Genomic DNA, 18,084 nt, shown 5'->3' with positions numbered 1-18,084 from the left:
GGCCTTTATAGATTAGCAATAATAGAGCATAATCCTGCTCTATTATTGAAGCAAGATGAATTTCACGTTAGTTCTCATAAGATTTAGCATATGTCTCCTTCAATTCCGCATATTTCTTTAAAGTATCAGCCTACATTAACCCGTTTTTCACGCTTGTGTTCTAAAAATTCTTGAGTGTTTTCAAAAAAGCAAGGTCTCAAGGTTTTTTCTCTATGCGCCCACTTTCTGTCCCTTTTTTTGTGCAAACCTTTACTGTACTTATACTGGCAACAACAATTTCATTTTCAAGTGCATGTGCACAAACACGTCTTTTGCCTGGGAAAGCACCAATTCCTCTGGCGCGTCCTATTCCTTTTGTCATAAAAAAAGAAGCTCAGAAACCTCTTAAACAATTTCATACGTCAACCCATACCTCCCCTACACCGCTCAATAATAATGCTCCTCTTAAACAACTTAAAGCTGGTTTAGATGCACTTTTTAATAATAACATTGCAAAAACAATAAGCCTTCGCAATTCAATGGAAAAAAATAGCCTTGATTATCATATTTTGACATGGGCAATCGGTATATCAAGCCAAGCCAATATCCCAAGTTCTGAAATATTCAATGCAATCCACGAGCTAAAAGGATGGCCCAGCATAAATACTATGCAATATAATGCGGAACGTGCTTTTATCAATGAAACCAATTCCGCACATGTAATCATCCAAAAGTTTGCTCATCATCCCCCCTTAACCGCACAAGGTATGGCTCTTTTTGCTAAAGCACTTATCGCAACTAGACAAACCGCCCGTGCTCGACAAATTATTGCACCGTGGTGGCATAAAACAAAGCTCAATATAAAAGAAGAAGAACTTATTCTTAAAAATGCACGTGCTGCATTAAAACCTATAGATCATCTAAAACGCATGCAATTCATGCTTTATGCACACCAATTTGATTCAGCAGAGCGCGTTGCAAAACTGGCTTATGCTCAATCTCTTTTTAATGCTTTTGTCGCCGTTGAAAAAAATGATCCTAGAGCCGCACAAAAATTACGAGCTGTGGAGCGAACATGGCAAAAAGATCCTCTCTTACAATTTTCTCGAATTCGTTATCTTCGGCGAACTGGACAATATAATGCTGCCGCAACACTTCTTATGAGAACGCCAAGAGATATATTAAAACTTATAGACCCTCATGCATTGTGGAAAGAGCAACGTGCCCTTTCTCGTGAAATGCTTGATTTAAACAAACCTAAAATTGCTTATCAACTCGTTTCCACACACATTGGTATGCCATCTTTATTGGCAGTCGATGCTGAATTTCATGCGGGATGGTATGCACTACGGTTTCTTCATGACCCTAAATTGGCAATGCACCATTTTTCGCGTATTCCCCAATTATCTTCTGCGCCTCTTTCTGCATCCCGTGGATATTATTGGATGGGACGAGCAGCAGAAACTCTAAGTGAACATAAAAGTGCCCAAAATTATTTTCATCGTGCTGCTCATTTTGGTGCAACTTATTATGGTCAATTAGCAGCTGCACGGCTTAACAAAAAAAAACTCGACTTTCTTTTTCCTAAACCAACAGCCCTTGAACGGCAACGTTTTAGCGCACGCAATGCTATTAAAGCAATTCAACGTCTTGAAGCAGCCGGTTATGCTCAGCTAGCTAAAATTTTTTATAGAGAACTCGGAAAAAAAATAGAAAGCCCTGGTGAATTAGCTCTGTTGGCTGTGATGGCAGAAAAAAATGGAGACTATTATACTAGTCTCAAAATCGGAAAAAATGCTGTTTTTCAAGGTAAAAATGTTGGTGCCCTTTCCCATCCTATAGGTGCTATACCAAGCACTGCCAATGTATCTGCTGCAGGACAAGCGTTTGTTTATGCTATCGCGCGTCAAGAAAGTGAATTTAACCCAACAGCTATATCAAAAGCAGGTGCACGAGGCATCCTCCAACTTCTGCCTACGACAGCAAAAACACTTGCAAAGAAATATTCAATCACATGGTCACCCCAAAAACTGAGCAGTGATGCCAGCTATAATGCTACATTAGGTGCCTATTTTCTAAGCGAACAATTGGAACGTTTTAATGGATCCTATATCTTGACTCTTATTGGCTATAACGCAGGCTCGCGTCGTGTTAATGAATGGATAAAACGTTATGGAGATCCTCGAGGGCAATCTCTTGATAAAGTCATTGATTGGATTGAACGCATTCCCTATACAGAAACACGGAATTACGTGATGCGTGTTATGGAGAATTACGGAGTTTACAAAGCAAGACTTACTGGAAAAACAGATATAAAAGCAGATCTTATTTACGGTCGATGGAAGTAATATAACCGTGATCTACAGTCGTTCATTCTCATTTCTCAACTTACAAACGACAACATTATAGTAACAAATATAAAATGTATGAAAATCAATCACAGAACCGGTGAAAATCAGCTAAATATCAGTGATACTCTAATAATTTTGTTCACTTTTGATGGTGGTGGTGGTGGAAAAGAACCTATACGGTAAAGCGCTGCCATAGCTAATCGATCAAGTTCCGGATTACCAGCAGAGACTACAACACGGCTAGAAAAAATACTCCCCTGCTCATGCACCCTAAATTCTAACTTGACTGTTCCTTTTGCAGGACTGTTACGCTGTCCTACAACATATTTTTTTTGCATTTCTAATTGCGTCTGTACCTTTGCTAACCATTCCACTAACAACGCATCCTCACGTGCTGCCGCATCGCCACCCTGATGGGTGATAGACGAACGTGCCCTCTTTGCGATAGACTGCTTTACCATAGCCTTTGGTATCGGTATAGGTTTTTTATCGATCACTTTACGCTCTACTTCTTGAGGAAAAGGTTTCTCCAAAGACTTGAGAAATGCAAAATCATCTTTTTCTTCGGTATGCTGAGGCTCTTCCGGTTGAACCTCATCCATGGTGTCCAAGTTCTCCGACTCCTGTTCTGATAGATCAGACTGCAACTCTTCTGACTCTGTATCCATATTCGATAGATCTCTATCAATATCCGGAAAATCTACGTCGACATCCGGATGTGCAGCTTCTTGCACAACAGTCAGCATAACAATAGGTGAAAGCGTACCTTTATTTACACCAGTACTCTGAAAATAAAACTGTGCTCCCAATACTATATGCAAAGAAAAAGCGCAAATAAACGCACCAATCCAAAGAGTTAATAACCGCCTCGTATTTGTAAAAATCATAGTCTTTCTGCCGCTATTCTAAGCTTAACATCGGTATCCAAATGTATTAAAACAAGCTATTTTGAAAATGCAACTTTTTTCTTGACTGCTTTTGTCATGTTTAATATGGTTTTCCTGTGGTTTTTTGCTAAAATCAAATCACTTTTGCTTGGCTGGCTTATTTGTAATGGTTAAGTCAAGCGTTTTTTATGCGAAGTTTTGAGCTAGCGAGGGGATGTTTAAGAAAAGGTTATGATGTGTTATGCGAATAAGACGAAAAAATATCCATAAAAGCTGCCTGATTTTAAGTGCATTATCAGTCTGTATCCCTTCATTTGTTTTTGCGCAAAATAAGGAGAGCGGTGCTATAACTGAGCTTAAACCAATTGTTATTAAAGGGAAAAAAATAGAGGGGGCCTCAGGTTCAGTAACCATTCTAACTGATCGTAAAACCGCTAAGGATATTGATGAACAACAAATAAGTGATGCCCATGAAATTAGTCGTCTTGATCCATCCATAGCTTACAACTCTGAGAAGAATAGTTTTGTAGTTCGTGGTTTAAATGCAGACCGGGTTCTCACAACGATGGATGGTATTGTCCTTCCATGGCTTAATGATATATTGCGTGGAAACAGTGGAAATACGACATTTGACTTTAGCGCTCTTTCCACATTCGATATTATTCAAGGATCAGATTCTAGTCTTTATGGATCCGGTGCACTGGGGGGAGTCGTTGCTTTACGTACCCTTAATCCTGAAGACCTTATCACTGAAGAAAAAAATTGGGGGAGCCTTATAAAAGGTGGTTATCACTCTGTTAATAATAGTTGGCGTATAGATCAGGCTTTTGCAGTGCGTGCCCGACAAACATTTTTGCTTTTTCAAGGATCTCATACACAAGGGCAAGAGCGCAAGAATATGGGTACCATAGAAGGGTATCATGGAGAACGTACACGTAAAAATCCCGCTCATTTTGACCAAAATAATTTGCTTTTTAAAGTTCATCAATATTTCAATGATAACCACCGACTTGGTTTTACAGCAGAGCGCTTTGGTTATAGCAAGAACACGCATTTATTAAATGCGAGCGAAAGATATTCTCCAGGTTCTGTTTATGATCAAGATAATAAACGCCGTGAACGTCTTTCTCTCTCTTATGATTACAGCGGTAACGGGGATACATTTCTTGATGCATTCCACGGGAAACTTTACTGGCTAAAGCAATCAAATAATGATATTATGAGCGGATTTCGTGTTAGGGCGCCAAAAGGAGATTATTTGAGAGATAACCTTGTGCGCAACACCAATTATGGTTTAAATGCGCATGCTCTCAAAAAAGTGAATATTGGCACTGTAAGCCATACGTTAAAGCTTGCCACTAATGCTTCATCCTCTCAATTTCATCATTATTTGTTAGGAAGAGATAATTGTCATGTCAAAGAATATGCACGGGGATGTCTCTTTGTGCCTGCTAATCGATCAGATTCACCAGATACGAAGAGCTATAATTTTGGTTTCGCTTTTGAAAATGAAATTGGCTTTTCTCATAACCGTTTCCGCATAACACCTGGAGTTCGTTACGATTGGTATGAGCATATCCCTCAAAAAACCTCTGCTTATGAAAAAGCTCTGATTTCTGATAAATTCCCTCCTGAAAGAAATGGCTCACATTTCTCTCCTAAGTTACGCATGGAATGGGATGTTCGTAATCAAGTAACGCTCTATGCACAATGGGCGCAAGCTTTTCGTGCACCAAGCAGTTCAGAACTTTATGTCTCTTATATCAAGCCCTCCGCTTATTATGTGAAAGGAAATCCTGATCTTAAAGCAGAAATAAGCAATGGGTATGATATTGGTATAAGATATGGAGATAAGAGCTTCGGTGGTTTGCTTAGTGCCTTTGTCAATCAATATAAAAATTTCATAGATACTGTAGATAAAGGACCATCAGAAGAATTCCGATTTGCGCGTCGGCATTACATGAATCGTTCGAATGTCCGTATTTCTGGTGTTGAAGCAAAAATACATTTGGCCCTTAATGGTGGATTCCGTAGCAATTTTGCCCTTGTCTACTCTCAAGGAAAAGATCTTGATAAAAATGAATATCTCAGCTCAATCCCACCTTTAAAAACGGTTGTTGGACTAGGATACGCAAAAGAGTTTTGGGGAGCAGACGTCATACTTACTTCATCTATGAAACGTGATAAAGCTACTCAAGAATCTAGTTACCCAAACGTTCCTGGGTATAACATTGTTGATATATCAGGGTGGTGGAAACCCTTTGGTGAAAAAGGGCTTGTTGTAAGAGCTGGTGTTTATAATCTGTTCAATACAAAACATTGGAATGTAACTGATCTTCCTTCAAGTAAAAGTGCAACACCAGATGATTATTATAGCCAACCTGGTCGTAACTTTAAGGTATCGTTCGTGCAAAAGTTTTAGTCACTTCTGTTAACTCTTAGATCAATAGAAAATTGTATCAACAAAAGGATGAATTATTGTGTTTCTGTTCTCATTTTTCTTTCAATCACAAAGATGTGAAAGAAAAACTTTAATTCTTCCTAATTTATCAATTTTTGATTGCTCTGCTGTTGATTATTAGGGGCTTATTTTGTGAAGGGTTGAGCCATTCGTTGAGAATGACTCAACCTATTGCCTTTGTAATGATAAAATTTTGAAAGTTAACTCTCTAAAATTAACATAAGGAAAGTTCATGTCATCATATACAGCCGAAATGATTATTCGTTTGCGTGAAGAAAAAAAAGAGATGCGGAATCGTGATTTTGCAGTCTCTATTGGTATATCTGAAGCAGAATTTGTTGCGGCATATTGTGCAATTGGAAAAGCAAAAAGATTACATGCTAATGTTGCAACTCTTCTAGAAAGTGCTCCTCAGCTTGGAACAGTTATGGCATTAACACGTAATGAATATGCTGTTCATGAAATAACAGGACGTTTTGGAGAGATTGTTCAAAGCCAACATGTTCCAATCACTCTCGGTGAAATTGACTTACGCATTTTTCCAAAACAATGGAAATTTGGTTTCGAATATGACATGATTGTTCTCGGAAAACCTACAAAAAGTCTACAATTTTTTGATCAAAGCGGCGTTTCTATTTTTAAGCTCTATCCTACCGATACGACAAATATGGAAGAGTGGAGTAAACTTGTTGAGAAGTTGCTTCATGAGGATCAATCCCCTGTTCTTGATATTCTTCTTGCTCCAAGCTCAGTTCAATGTGATATAGCAAAGCTAGATGTTGAACATTTCCGAGATCGTTGGCGGAAAATGACTGATGTACATCAACTTCATGAAATTATTTCTGAACTAAAAATGAATCGGCATGACGCTGTAAAATATGCCGGTAGTGAATTTTCTGACGCGTTAAGTGAGGACTCTATTGAAATAATGCTAAACCAAGCTGCACAACAAGAAATTCCAATTATGTGCTTTATTGGCAATAGAGGGTGTATCCAAATTTTCAGTGGGAAAATAAAGAACATTAAAACAATGGGACCGTGGATTAATATTCTTGATCATAAATTCGACATGCATTTATTACTTTCTGGAGTCGATAGAGTATGGCATGTTCGCAAACCTACAAATGATGGTTATGTCAGCTCACTTGAAGTTTTTGATAAAAATAATGAGATGATTGTTCAATTCTTTGGCATGCGAAAGGAAGGCCAAAAAGAACGTGAAGATTGGCGCTCTTTATTGAATAGTTTACCTTCATATAGAGAAACAGCAATTGCTTAGATAAGGTAAAGTTGGGCATGCTTACACTTTTTTTGCGTAGAATACTAAATTTTTTTCTTATTTTCATACTGCTCTCTCTTCCCTTCTTTTCTCAGCCAGTATACGCTGAACCTACAACACACTTTTCTGAAAATGCCCGTATTGTTTCCATTGGTGGCTCTCTTACAGAAATTGTTTATGCATTGGGAGCCCAAGATCAACTTGTCGCCCGTGATAGTACAAGTGTTTATCCGCAAGAAGCGCTCAAACTTCCTGTCCTTGGATATATGCGTGCTCTTTCACCTGAAGGTGTTTTATCACTTGCTCCAGAAGGTATATTGCTGGTTGAAGGAAGTGGCCCCCCTTCAACAATTGAAATTCTTAAAAAAACATCGATTCCTATAGTGATCGTGCCAGAAAATTATTCCCGAGAAAATGTTATAGAAAAGATTCGTCTCGTTGGTAAAGCCCTTCATCGTGAAGCAGAAGCGGCTGCACTCATTAAAAAAATAAGTTGTGACTTTGTAGACAATGATGCTCTTTTGGAAAAAGTAACAAAACAAAAGCGTGTCCTTTTTATTTTCTCCGTACAAAATGGGCGTGTTATGGCATCTGGAACAGGTACAGCTGCAGATGGTATGATAAAACTTTCAGGTGGTATCAATGCCATCTCTGATTATAAAGGGTATAAGTTGCTGAATGGTGAAGCATTATTAAAATCAAACCCTGATGTTATTTTGCTTGTGAAACATGGGGGGAAATCCACTAACCTTGAAAAGATTTTAGCTATTCCAGCAATCCAAGCAACAAATGCAGCCAAAAATCATGCTATTAAACAGATGGATATTATGTATCTTTTAGGATTTGGTCCACGCACTGCAGATGCATCAAGAGAACTTATTCATATGCTTTATGGTGAAAACAAAAATGGTAAATAGCACATCTATAATGTATACACCTGAAACAAATGAGAATAAAAAAATAGATCGTGCGAATTTCAGAAAGATTGTACTCTTAGGTCTCTTCATATTTCTCATCTTCAGCATTTTTGCTGGAATTTTGAATGGAGCTTCAGACGTTTCTTTCTTTGATTTTCTTCATGGAATGCTTACGCAAGACTTTTCAGTGAGTCGTAAGACGCGTGATTATCTCATATTTATCGATATTAGGCTTCCCCGTGTCATTTTGGGGTTATTGATTGGCTCAGCTCTCGCTGTTTCCGGTGTTCTCATGCAAGGGTTGTTCCGTAATCCTCTTGCTGATCCTGGAATTATAGGCGTTTCAGCAGGTGCAGGTCTTGGTGCTGTTTTAGCAATTGTTATTGGTATTGCCTTTCCTGCTTCATTGGCACCTTTTCTAGAGCCTTACAACGTGATCATAGGCGCCTTTTTGGGTGGACTATTCTCAACAATTGTTCTTTATACAATAGCAACGCACCATAGTTTTACCTCTATTGCAACAATGCTTCTTGCAGGTATTGCTCTTGGTGCTTTAAGCAGTGCTGTTGTTGGAACACTCATTTTTATTGCAAATGACCAACAACTGCGTGATATTACTTTTTGGAATCTTGGTTCTCTTGCAGGTGCCACATGGTTAAAAGTTTGGCTTGTTTTTCCTTTTATCTGTGTTGGTCTTCTTTTTTCGCCTCTTTTATCACGAGCACTTAATGCTCTTGCTCTTGGAGAAGCCGTTGCCGGCCATATTGGTTTTCATATTCAACGGATTAAAAATATCGCTATTCTCCTTGTTGCCCTTATGTGTGGGAGTGCAGTTGCTATCAGTGGAGGAATTGGTTTTATTGGTATTGTTGTTCCTCATATTTTGCGTCAGCTCATTGGTCCAGATCATCGTTATCTCATTCCTTGCTCTGCTCTTTTAGGGGCGGCATTACTTATTTTTGCTGACACCTTTGCACGCTTAGTTGTTGCCCCAGCAGAATTACCAATTGGAATCGTTACAGCGCTTTTTGGTGCGCCTTTTTTCCTGTGGATCCTTATACACAAAAGAGGAACAAACTTTTCATGATTAAGGCAACAAATATTTGTGTTCAACGCGGGAAAAAACAAATTCTTAACCATATAGACTTACATGCGAATTGTGGTGACTTTACCATTATTATCGGTCCTAATGGATCTGGGAAAAGCACTTTCATCAAAGCGCTGAGTGGGGAGCTTTCCTACAGTGGGAAAATAACTTTAAATGGTTATGATGTTCGTCAGACAAAAACTTGTGAAATGGCAAAAATGCGTGCAGTGCTTCCACAATCAACGATGCTAGCATTTCCATTCTTAGTCCATGAAGTTGTAGAACTTGGTCTTTCTGTAAATAAACTTACCATTTCCAAAATTGAATTGCAAAATCTTACCCAAAGAGCCTTGGAACGCGTCGGCCTTGCTGACTATGGAAAGCGATATTACCATAATTTATCAGGAGGAGAACAAGCTAGGGTGCAACTTGCTCGTGTACTTTGCCAAGTCTGGGAACCCGTTTACAATGGAGTTCCTCGTTGGATGATCTTAGATGAACCTATTGCTAGCCTTGATATTCAGCATCAGCTTGTTGTTATGGACCTTGCCAAAAATTTTGCCCGTTGTGGCGGTGGTGTTCTTGCTGTTCTCCATGATCTCAATCTTGCATCACATTATGCAGATAAAATGATACTGCTAAAGCAAGGAAAGATTCATTGCGAGGGAAATGCTTCTACCGTTTTGACAACACAAAATCTCCGTGATGTTTATCATTGTCCCTTAATTGTTTCTGAATTACCTAAAGCAGATATTCCATTTATACTCCCTCAAACAGCATCCTGCCTATAAAATAATGTTTTTTTCAAAAATCTGTTTATTTAAATCAAAGAGTTAAAATCAAACTGCACAGCAAAATGAAATATTTTCAGACAATTTAATGATAAACTTTAAATGACTTTTATGCATTTCCTCTATACAATTATGGATTTACAAAGAAAAAGTAATTGATATTTTTTCTCGTTAATGAATTATATTCTCAGCTCTACAGCTATTTAAAATTACTCCCTAGTCACTTAAAGAGCGTTTTAAAACTCTTAAGTAACTTATTTATACTACCTGAACTTCTTATTACTTGTATAAAAAGTAACGCGAAATTGCTCCGCGTTAACAACTTCACTAAAAGCAAACAAATTATTGATTACTCAATAATCCTCATGATTTTATAGCATAAACAACTGTTGTATTAACAGGTCGTGTTTCTCTCTCACCTGTTGGTGAAATGGTGACCTTGTGTGTGTGTGCACCAGCCGATTGTGTTGTCCCTGTAATGGTTTGGTAGTGATAACTTGGGTTCCGTCTGCCAATATCATTGGCACTCCATCCCACTCCATCATATTGAAAATTGTGTGTATGCTCTCCTGCCCTTTCAATGGTGCAAACATGCTCGTGTGACTTTATGCAATCTTGCTGCTCTTTTGCAAACTGTCTATTTGAATCCAGACCACGACCATTATCAAAGCCGCGTAAAAACATCCCTCTAAAATCAGGAACTTTAAAGGTTGTATTACTGTCTTTTCCCCATTTATCACCTATTGCCTTGAATAACTGCGGATAATCTTTGCGTTTATAAACAGCGCCATCGCATAAAAGCCAGCCGTTCGGCATTTCTTGCATAGCAAATGTAGCAATAAACCCGCAAGGAAAGGGTTCTACCTTTGGTGGTGGAAGAGGTGTAGGATTTAAGAGAAACCAACCATCATAATCTTCTATTGAAACATTGCTATTATATACTATCTCATAAATACCATCTGTTTGTAGCTCTCCGCCTTCTAATGGTATAATACCCGCATTGGTTGCCTTATAGATTGGCTTCTCCCCTATGCTATTAACGGTTATTGTCGTCCTGCCAATGTTCACGCCACGAGACTTAAAACGTATGATGATATCATTTTTATATTTTTCTATAAGTGAAGCTGTCTTTAACGTGATAAATGTTGTTTTATCTTCTACATTCACCATAAAACTTGAATCAATAGAACCACCACTGTCTGCAAGATATTCACGCACACGCTGCATCATCGCCCGCGCACTATCATTGACAGAACTAGGTGGCTGCCCCTCTGCCCAATTAATAATACTATCTGAATTGGCATTTTCATCAGCCTTTAACGACCAGTCGTAAATATTAGACATTTTAATCCCCCCATTATTTTCAATCACTCTTCTCGAAACTTCGTTTTTTTATTTCTGTCCACATAAAGCAAGCATTCCTTACCGAGCCCCATCAATTAATGGTGATAAGTCTGCAAATATGTGTCAAAGTGCAAAAAACGCTATCCTTCGTCGATACAGAATTTCTGCTGTACCAATCTGTACTTGCGATTTGTTTTTCTTTTTATTCCTCCCAAATAAAATGAATTCAATCCACTATATCTTTTTAATAAAATCGTATTAAGGCTTTTCGCTTGCTATATAATCACCCTATTTGGTATCATTTGCCTCCTATTGCCTCGTTGTCATTATCCGGTTAAGCTTTAAAATTTTCAGTCTGTTGTAAAAATCTAAAATATCAGTCACAAAATCTCTTGCTGTGGATTTGCTATAACTGCGGTTGGATATAATTACCCATAAGTTAAACATGAAACGAATTGACGCACTTAAAAAGCTTAATAAAGCCTACTGTACTTTCCAGCACTCTCAACACTTTTTAAAAGTCATTTAATTTACAATATGTTAGTCTATACGGATTGTTTTGCATATTATGCATAAGAAATTACGCAAATGACTACGATCTCTTGATTTGTAGTTGCAAAATTTTTCAAGTTATTTTGCTTTATCCTCATTTAAAATAGGCTATGATTTTTGTTAAAACTGCCTCTCACCGGATAAATATCAACGCTTTTATTGAACGCCTGCTATTTTGAAATAGTACCACAAAGGATACTGAAAAAGCCATAAACAATCCCACGCTTCAACTTAATAATCTCAGAATGATATTATAAATATAAAAGATGCATCATACACTCTCATCAAACTTGAAGAATGCAACTAATTTCTTACGTGAATTGAAAAATATAACCACGCCCCTTCCCCTAGAAACGCGCGCCTTAGTCCCTCAAAAACTAACTTTTGTAATCGTCCCCCCTCTAACAGCTAGAATAACTGCATTTCTTTGCATTTTATTATATACAGATTTTTTTTGCAAGAGTAATAAACTCCAAGGAATATCAGTAAAACGCTGAAGAAACTTACCCGTCCCTGTAATTATTGGCATTCTCCCTCCTCATTGCAATATCAGAGTTAGTATTCGCCGAACTGTTTTGCTGATCGATTCTGTCTTTCCTAAAAGCATGAGGGATATACTAAGCTCACGACTAAGTATAAAAAATAAGCACGCAAATTTAAAAAACATGCAGTAAGAAATAATATTTGCTCTCATTTCAGGAGAAAAACTATCACACCTCAAAAAAAATTTCTAACTAGAAAACATCAGTACTCATACAAAGAGTACTGATGTTTAAAGACTGACTATTAAATCAGAAAGCTACATGAAATGTAAAAAATAAAACTTAAGAAAAGCAATAAGCATAAGCCCTCTCATTTTGGCAATAAATTTTTTCTCTTACTGCTTCTTTATAAAAAACTTTCGTATTATAGCTTTCCACTTCATAATTTCTGTTTTCATTTCCAAAAACACATAAAAATCGTTCAAAACATATCTTTACGATTGACAATATAGATATTTAAGCCAACCATAGTTATGCTAACAAAAATGCTTTAAGTGGGGGTAGCGCAAATATTATGGAAAATATTGCATCAATTTTTTCAATAAAGCTTTTTGATTTTCATCTGGTGTGCCTTGATATAGCGATATTATACACATTCCTTAACGCAAGCACAGCTGATTAATAATTTGAATATTTCCCCTTTAATATCGCAATCTGTTTTTGAACTATGTGTTTACAAGGAAAAAATTTATGCAGAAAGATATTCCATCCATCAGTTGCAGCCCCTTTCCCGCCTCACGCAAAATTTACCAACAAAGTCCTCTTTTTTCTGATGTACGTGTCTCACTGCGTGAAATTTCATTGACCGATGGCAGTGGTGAAAAACCTTTAAATATTTATGATACTTCCGGTCCATATACCGATGAAAATATGATCATTGATATTACAAAAGGCTTACCAGCAATTCGCTCATCTTGGCTCTCTAAACGCGCTGATACCGAATCTTATCCTGCACGATTAATTAAACCCGAAGATAATGGGGGAACCTACGATACTCCCCCTGTATCAACCTTTGAACAAAAACGGCCTATTTTGCGAGCAAAAAAGGGCAAAGCAATTACACAAATGGCTTATGCACGTGCTGGCATTATTACTGAAGAAATGGAATATGTGGCTATACGAGAAAATGAAGGTCTTGTAATACAAGAGCAACAAAAAGTACAACCGAATGAAATTTTTAATGGATCACTACCGGAAATTTATACTGCCGAATTTGTTCGCAATGAAATTGCCTGTGGACGCGCTATTATTCCTCACAATATCAATCATCCAGAATGCGAACCAATGATTATTGGACGCAATTTTCGTGTTAAAATTAATGCAAATATTGGTAATTCAGCAGTTACTTCATCCATGGCAGAAGAAGTTGATAAAATGGTTTGGGCTATTCGTTGGGGAGCAGATACAGTTATGGATCTCTCAACAGGACGGAATATTCACAATATCCGTGAGTGGATTATTAGAAATTCGCCAGTTCCAATTGGAACTGTTCCTCTTTATCAAGCACTCGAAAAAGTACAAGGTATTGCCGAAAATTTAACATGGGATATTTTCCGTGATACACTTATTGAACAAGCAGAACAGGGTGTTGATTATTTTACCATTCATGCAGGATTAAGATTACCTTTTATCCCTCTAACCGTTGATCGGGTAACAGGTATTGTTTCACGTGGTGGCTCAATCATGGCAAAATGGTGTCTCCATCATCATAAAGAAAGTTTTCTCTATGAACATTTTGATGAAATTTGTGATATTGCACGCACGTATGATATCTCTCTTTCATTAGGAGATGGTTTGCGCCCAGGCTCTATTGCCGACGCTAATGATGAAGCCCAATTTGCCGAACTTAAGACTTTGGGAGAATTGACAAAAATTGCTTGGGAAAAAGATGTACAGGTTATGATTGAAGGACCTGGGCATGTTCCAATGAACAAAATTAAAGAAAATATGGAGCAACAATTAGAGCTCTGTCATGAGGCACCCTTTTATACTTTGGGACCGCTCACTACTGACATTGCTCCTGGTTATGATCATATTACATCCGCAATTGGTGCCGCTATGATTGGATGGTTTGGAACAGCCATGTTGTGTTATGTAACGCCTAAAGAGCACCTAGGACTCCCCGATAAAAATGATGTTAAAACTGGCGTGATCACTTATAAAATCGCGGCCCATGCTGCTGATCTTGCCAAAGGTTTGCCCAGAGCACAATTGCGCGATAATGCCCTTTCACGTGCTCGCTTTGACTTTAGGTGGCATGATCAATTCAATATTTCTCTTGATCCAGAAACAGCCTGTGCTTTCCATGATGAAACAATGCCTAAAGAAGCGCATAAATTAGTGCATTTTTGTTCCATGTGTGGGCCCAAATTTTGTTCCATGCGTATTTCCCATGATATCCGTGATGCTGCAGCAATAAGAAAAACAAAAGAGGAAGGTATGACTGTTATGTCCGAGAAATATCAAAAGAATGGTGATCTTTATGTAGATGCCATTCCTGCTCAAAATAAGAGAGCCAACAGGTGAAAAATATTCTTATCAAAGGTGCAGGTATAGGGGGCTTAACAGTTGCCTTTATGTTACAACAAAAAGGTATTTCTGTTACCCTATCGGCTCCCCCTCATTCTCCTATAGGAACTGCCAGTTGGTATGCAGGAGGAATGCTTGCGCCTTACTGTGAAAGAGAAAATGCTGAACAAATTGTTGAAGATCTTGGTGTACAAGCCATACAATGGTGGCGCAAAACACTTCCAAATCTTGTCATAGAAAAAGGGACTATAGTTGTTGCCCCTATGCGCGATAGGGTAGAACTTGAGCGATTTTCAATGCGCACCCATAATCACAAAACGATCAGCGGTGCAGAAATAGCGCATCTTGAACCGGATCTTGCAGAACGTTTTAACTATGCTCTCTTTTATGAAAAAGAAGCACATATTGATCCTCGTAAAGCACTTATGACTTTAAAAGAAAAGCTTATAAAAAACGGAGCATGTTTTGTCGATGTAGAAACATCTGAAACAAATTTTGATATTGTTATTGATGCAACTGGAATAGCGCGTTTAGGAAAAGATAAAAATATACGGGGTGTACGCGGTGAAATGCTTCTTGTCCGCAGTACAGATATTAACATTTCTCGTCCAATTCGCCTTCTCCATCCACGGTTTCCTCTCTACATTGTACCTCGACAAAATAATATTTTTATGATTGGTGCAACAATGATTGAGAGTGACTTTGATGGCGCTATCTCTGTGAGATCAATGATGGAATTACTCAATGCGGCTTATACCTTGCATCCAGCTTTTGCTGAAGCAGAAATTATTGAATCCGGTGTTGGTATACGACCATCCTATCCTGATAACTTCCCTTCTGTGTACAAACATGGTAATCATATTTCGATTAATGGATTTTATAGACATGGTTTCCTTTTATCTCCAGAGATGGCAAAACGAGCGATAAAATTGGCATTGGAGTAAAATATGCAAATATTTGTCAATGGTGAAACAATCCACACAGAAGTTATGACTCTCAGTCTATTACTTGAAGAATTGGGATATGAGGGAAATTGGCTTGCAACCGCTGTGAACGCCGAAGTTATTCCTGTCAATGCACGAAGCCAATTTGTCTTGCATGAAGGAGATAAAATTGAAATTTTAAGCCCAATGCAAGGAGGCTAAAACTATGCTGAATCTTTATGGACGTAAATTCTCTTCTCGTCTTATGTTAGGTACAGCGCAATATCCCTCACCAGCAATCCTTCGTGATGCTATTCATAAATCAAATACAGAAATTGTAACCGTATCGTTACGCCGTGAAACAGCAGGTGGGAAACAAGGTGGACAATTTTGGCAATTTCTTAAAGAACTTGGTGTAACAGTACTTCCCAATACCGCTGGTTGTTACACCGTTAAAGAAGCTGTGACCACTGCCCACTTAGCTCGCGATCTCTTTAAAACATCTTGGATTAAACTCGAAATTATCGGTAATCCAGACACCTTACAGCCAAATGTTTTTTCCTTAATTGAAGCTGCGCAAATCTTAAATAATGAAGGTTTTAAAATTTTTGCCTATACAACAGATGATCTCATTGTTGCTGAAAAGCTCTTGGACGTTGGATGCCATGTCATTATGCCTTGGTGTGCTCCTATTGGCTCTGCCAAAGGTCCTCATAATACTGATGGATTGCGTTCTATCCGTGCTTACCTTCCTGATGTTACTCTTGTTATTGATGCCGGCATTGGGCGTCCATCGCATGCTGCTATTGCTATGGAACTTGGTTATGATGCTGTCCTTCTTAACACCGCTGTTGCCAAAGCAGGTGATCCTGTTTTAATGGCTGAAGCATTTTCTAAAGCTGTTCAAGCAGGACATATGGGATATAAAGCAGGAATTCTCGAAGCACGTAATATAGCAGTTCCTTCAACACCAGTCATTGGAAAAGCAGTATTTTCATGAAACTGGATCCTTTTTACCTCATTGTTGACAATGCTGATTGGGTTGAACGTTTGGTTCCTCTTGGAATTAAACTCATACAATTGCGTATGAAAAATGAAAATCCCAAAACGATTAGTCAACATATTAAGCGCGCAAAAAATGTATGCGATAAATTCGGAGCACAATTAATTATTAATGATCATTGGACAATAGCAATTGATGAAAAATGCAATTTTATTCATCTCGGACAAGAAGATTTAAGCAATGCTGATCTTCCTGCAATCCGTAGAAACAATATAAAGCTTGGTCTCAGCACACACGATGAACATGAGCTAGAGTTCGCAATATCTGCTAATCCTGAATATATCGCCCTTGGTCCTATTTATCCTACAATCTTAAAAGAAATGAAATGGAACCCACAAGGACTCGATAAAATTAAGCAATGGAGAAAACGGATTGGTACTTTACCTTTGGTAGGAATCGGTGGCTTAACACCAGAACGTGCAATTGGTGTTTTAAAAGCAGGTGCCAATAGTGCTGCTGTTGTAACCGATATTCTCCTCCATAAAAAACCTGAACAGCGTGTCCAACAATGGATAGAGATGACACGAGTATGGCGTTAATTCCTTCGATTCTTATTGTTGCAGGAACAGATCCAACAGGAGGGGCTGGTATTGTTCGCGATATAGAGACGGCCGCACATTTTCAAATACAAGCAAATCTAGCTATCACCTGTGTTAATGTACAAGATGATAATCACGTTGCTGAAATCGTTCCAATGAGTGAAAAACTTGTTGCCGCACAAATGCGCAGTGCCTTAGAAGCCAATCCAATAAGGGCAATAAAAATCGGTATGACAGGAACACAAGCAATTATAGGAGGCATTTGTAATGTCCTCAAAGACTATCCCCATATTCCAGTTATTCTTGATCCTGTACTTGTCGCCTCATCAGGGGGGAAATTAACAACAGAAGGAATCATAGAAATTATGATTCATAAACTTCTCCCTCATGTTGATCTTTTAACACCGAATAGAGAAGAACTCGCTCTTCTCAGCAAAAGCCCATTGGCATCTCATGATAAGCAAGCAATACAACAAGCAAAAAAACTTCTGTCATTTGGTCCACACTCTCTCTTGATAAAAGGTGGACATGCAGAGGGTCCTCTAGCAACTGATAGCCTCATTAATAAAACTGAAATTATCAATATTTCCACCCCACGCTTAATGAAAACAATGCGTGGAACAGGTTGCATCCTTTCAAGCGCTATTGCAGCACATTTGGCATTAAATGAATCTATGACACAAGCCATAAAAAAGGCAAAAGCATATATGCACACATTGCTTTTAAATCACAATCAAAAATGTCATTAAAAGTTTAAAGTTGTGCCATAATCTGATTAAATATTCTTGCTGTATTTTATATGGAATATTCTATTCTAAATTCAATGTACATGTATAGATA

At 38.1% G+C, this 18,084-nt stretch carries 15 protein-coding genes; 12 read left to right on the top strand and 3 right to left on the bottom strand.

Annotated elements, in window-relative coordinates; genetic code table 11:
* Positions 1 to 212: 212 nt before the first annotated feature.
* Positions 213 to 2,327, top strand: coding sequence for a lytic transglycosylase domain-containing protein (locus tag ME1_RS06445; RefSeq protein WP_004864751.1), 2,115 nt, complete (start codon positions 213 to 215; stop codon positions 2,325 to 2,327).
* Positions 2,328 to 2,434: 107 nt separating this feature from the next.
* On the opposite strand, the gene ME1_RS06440 is transcribed toward ME1_RS06445, so the two are convergent.
* Positions 2,435 to 3,217: an energy transducer TonB family protein gene (locus ME1_RS06440; RefSeq protein ID WP_004864749.1), complete on the bottom strand. Its 783-nt coding sequence runs from the start codon at positions 3,215 to 3,217 to the stop codon at positions 2,435 to 2,437.
* A gap of 241 nt (positions 3,218 to 3,458) precedes the next feature.
* On the opposite strand from ME1_RS06440, the gene ME1_RS06435 reads away from it, so the two are divergent.
* From ME1_RS06435 to ME1_RS06415, 5 genes are all read left to right on the top strand, one after another.
* Positions 3,459 to 5,639, top strand: coding sequence for a TonB-dependent hemoglobin/transferrin/lactoferrin family receptor (locus tag ME1_RS06435; RefSeq protein WP_004864748.1), 2,181 nt, complete (start codon positions 3,459 to 3,461; stop codon positions 5,637 to 5,639).
* Between the two features lie 271 nt (positions 5,640 to 5,910).
* The gene (locus tag ME1_RS06430; protein WP_004864746.1) at positions 5,911 to 6,957 is read left to right on the top strand and encodes a hemin-degrading factor; all 1,047 of its coding nucleotides are present in this window, start codon (positions 5,911 to 5,913) and stop codon (positions 6,955 to 6,957) included.
* 17 nt (positions 6,958 to 6,974) lie between these two features.
* Positions 6,975 to 7,874, top strand: coding sequence for a heme/hemin ABC transporter substrate-binding protein (locus ME1_RS06425; protein ID WP_004864745.1), 900 nt, complete (start codon positions 6,975 to 6,977; stop codon positions 7,872 to 7,874).
* Positions 7,864 to 8,961 carry a FecCD family ABC transporter permease gene (locus ME1_RS06420; protein ID WP_196793137.1) on the top strand — a complete coding sequence of 366 codons (1,098 nt, stop codon included), beginning with the start codon at positions 7,864 to 7,866 and terminating at the stop codon, positions 8,959 to 8,961. Before ME1_RS06425 ends, ME1_RS06420 begins: the two co-directional genes overlap by 11 nt.
* Entirely contained in the window at positions 8,958 to 9,752 is a 795-nt protein-coding gene (locus tag ME1_RS06415) for a heme ABC transporter ATP-binding protein (RefSeq protein ID WP_004864741.1), read from the top strand. The genes ME1_RS06420 and ME1_RS06415 overlap by 4 nt, the downstream gene beginning before the upstream one ends.
* Before the next feature lie 363 nt (positions 9,753 to 10,115).
* Here the strand turns inward: ME1_RS06415 and ME1_RS06410 are convergent, their stop codons facing one another.
* Together ME1_RS06410 and ME1_RS07985 are read right to left on the bottom strand one after the other, a co-directional pair.
* Positions 10,116 to 11,096 (bottom strand): phage tail protein, encoded by a 981-nt coding sequence (locus ME1_RS06410; protein WP_004864739.1) that lies wholly within the window; start codon positions 11,094 to 11,096, stop codon positions 10,116 to 10,118.
* A gap of 922 nt (positions 11,097 to 12,018) precedes the next feature.
* On the bottom strand, positions 12,019 to 12,177 hold the full coding sequence (locus tag ME1_RS07985) for a hypothetical protein (RefSeq protein WP_004864737.1): 159 nt from the start codon (positions 12,175 to 12,177) through the stop codon (positions 12,019 to 12,021).
* A 703-nt stretch (positions 12,178 to 12,880) separates the two neighbouring features.
* Between ME1_RS07985 and thiC the strand changes: the two genes are divergently transcribed.
* Genes thiC through ME1_RS06380 form a run of 6 tightly spaced genes read left to right on the top strand, consistent with a single transcriptional unit; the run spans position 12,881 to position 17,993 of the window.
* Positions 12,881 to 14,716, top strand: coding sequence for a phosphomethylpyrimidine synthase ThiC (gene thiC / locus ME1_RS06405; protein WP_004864736.1), 1,836 nt, complete (start codon positions 12,881 to 12,883; stop codon positions 14,714 to 14,716).
* Positions 14,713 to 15,663, top strand: a complete 951-nt coding sequence (thiO, locus tag ME1_RS06400; RefSeq protein ID WP_004864734.1) for a glycine oxidase ThiO — start codon at positions 14,713 to 14,715, stop codon at positions 15,661 to 15,663. Before thiC ends, thiO begins: the two co-directional genes overlap by 4 nt.
* A 3-nt stretch (positions 15,664 to 15,666) precedes the next feature.
* A complete protein-coding gene (gene thiS / locus ME1_RS06395) occupies positions 15,667 to 15,864 on the top strand; it encodes a sulfur carrier protein ThiS (RefSeq protein ID WP_004864732.1) in 198 nt (65 codons plus the stop codon).
* A gap of 4 nt (positions 15,865 to 15,868) precedes the next feature.
* On the top strand, positions 15,869 to 16,642 hold the full coding sequence (locus ME1_RS06390; protein WP_004864730.1) for a thiazole synthase: 774 nt from the start codon (positions 15,869 to 15,871) through the stop codon (positions 16,640 to 16,642).
* The gene (locus tag ME1_RS06385) at positions 16,639 to 17,244 is read left to right on the top strand and encodes a thiamine phosphate synthase (RefSeq protein ID WP_004864728.1); all 606 of its coding nucleotides are present in this window, start codon (positions 16,639 to 16,641) and stop codon (positions 17,242 to 17,244) included. The genes ME1_RS06390 and ME1_RS06385 overlap by 4 nt, the downstream gene beginning before the upstream one ends.
* On the top strand, positions 17,235 to 17,993 hold the full coding sequence (locus tag ME1_RS06380) for a hydroxymethylpyrimidine/phosphomethylpyrimidine kinase (RefSeq protein ID WP_004864727.1): 759 nt from the start codon (positions 17,235 to 17,237) through the stop codon (positions 17,991 to 17,993). The genes ME1_RS06385 and ME1_RS06380 overlap by 10 nt, the downstream gene beginning before the upstream one ends.
* Positions 17,994 to 18,084 lie beyond the last annotated feature (91 nt).

This window comes from Bartonella vinsonii subsp. arupensis OK-94-513 (assembly GCF_000278235.1).
Classification (GTDB): domain Bacteria; phylum Pseudomonadota; class Alphaproteobacteria; order Rhizobiales; family Rhizobiaceae; genus Bartonella; species Bartonella arupensis.
Note: the sequence above shows the minus strand (reverse complement) of the source record. Positions and strands in the feature narration are given on the sequence as shown.

Excerpts from the sequence above, each read along its gene's own strand:
- ME1_RS06445 (WP_004864751.1), top strand. The coding sequence starts at position 213 with ATGCGCCCACTTTCTGTCCCTTTTTTTGTGCAAACCTTTACTGTACTT.
- ME1_RS06440 (WP_004864749.1), bottom strand. The coding sequence starts at position 3,217 with ATGATTTTTACAAATACGAGGCGGTTATTAACTCTTTGGATTGGTGCG.
- ME1_RS06435 (WP_004864748.1), top strand. The coding sequence starts at position 3,459 with ATGCGAATAAGACGAAAAAATATCCATAAAAGCTGCCTGATTTTAAGT.
- ME1_RS06430 (WP_004864746.1), top strand. The coding sequence starts at position 5,911 with ATGTCATCATATACAGCCGAAATGATTATTCGTTTGCGTGAAGAAAAA.
- ME1_RS06425 (WP_004864745.1), top strand. The coding sequence starts at position 6,975 with ATGCTTACACTTTTTTTGCGTAGAATACTAAATTTTTTTCTTATTTTC.
- ME1_RS06420 (WP_196793137.1), top strand. The coding sequence starts at position 7,864 with ATGGTAAATAGCACATCTATAATGTATACACCTGAAACAAATGAGAAT.
- ME1_RS06415 (WP_004864741.1), top strand. The coding sequence starts at position 8,958 with ATGATTAAGGCAACAAATATTTGTGTTCAACGCGGGAAAAAACAAATT.
- ME1_RS06410 (WP_004864739.1), bottom strand. The coding sequence starts at position 11,096 with ATGTCTAATATTTACGACTGGTCGTTAAAGGCTGATGAAAATGCCAAT.
- ME1_RS07985 (WP_004864737.1), bottom strand. The coding sequence starts at position 12,177 with ATGCCAATAATTACAGGGACGGGTAAGTTTCTTCAGCGTTTTACTGAT.
- thiC (WP_004864736.1), top strand. The coding sequence starts at position 12,881 with ATGCAGAAAGATATTCCATCCATCAGTTGCAGCCCCTTTCCCGCCTCA.
- thiS (WP_004864732.1), top strand. The coding sequence starts at position 15,667 with ATGCAAATATTTGTCAATGGTGAAACAATCCACACAGAAGTTATGACT.
- ME1_RS06390 (WP_004864730.1), top strand. The coding sequence starts at position 15,869 with ATGCTGAATCTTTATGGACGTAAATTCTCTTCTCGTCTTATGTTAGGT.
- ME1_RS06385 (WP_004864728.1), top strand. The coding sequence starts at position 16,639 with ATGAAACTGGATCCTTTTTACCTCATTGTTGACAATGCTGATTGGGTT.
- ME1_RS06380 (WP_004864727.1), top strand. The coding sequence starts at position 17,235 with ATGGCGTTAATTCCTTCGATTCTTATTGTTGCAGGAACAGATCCAACA.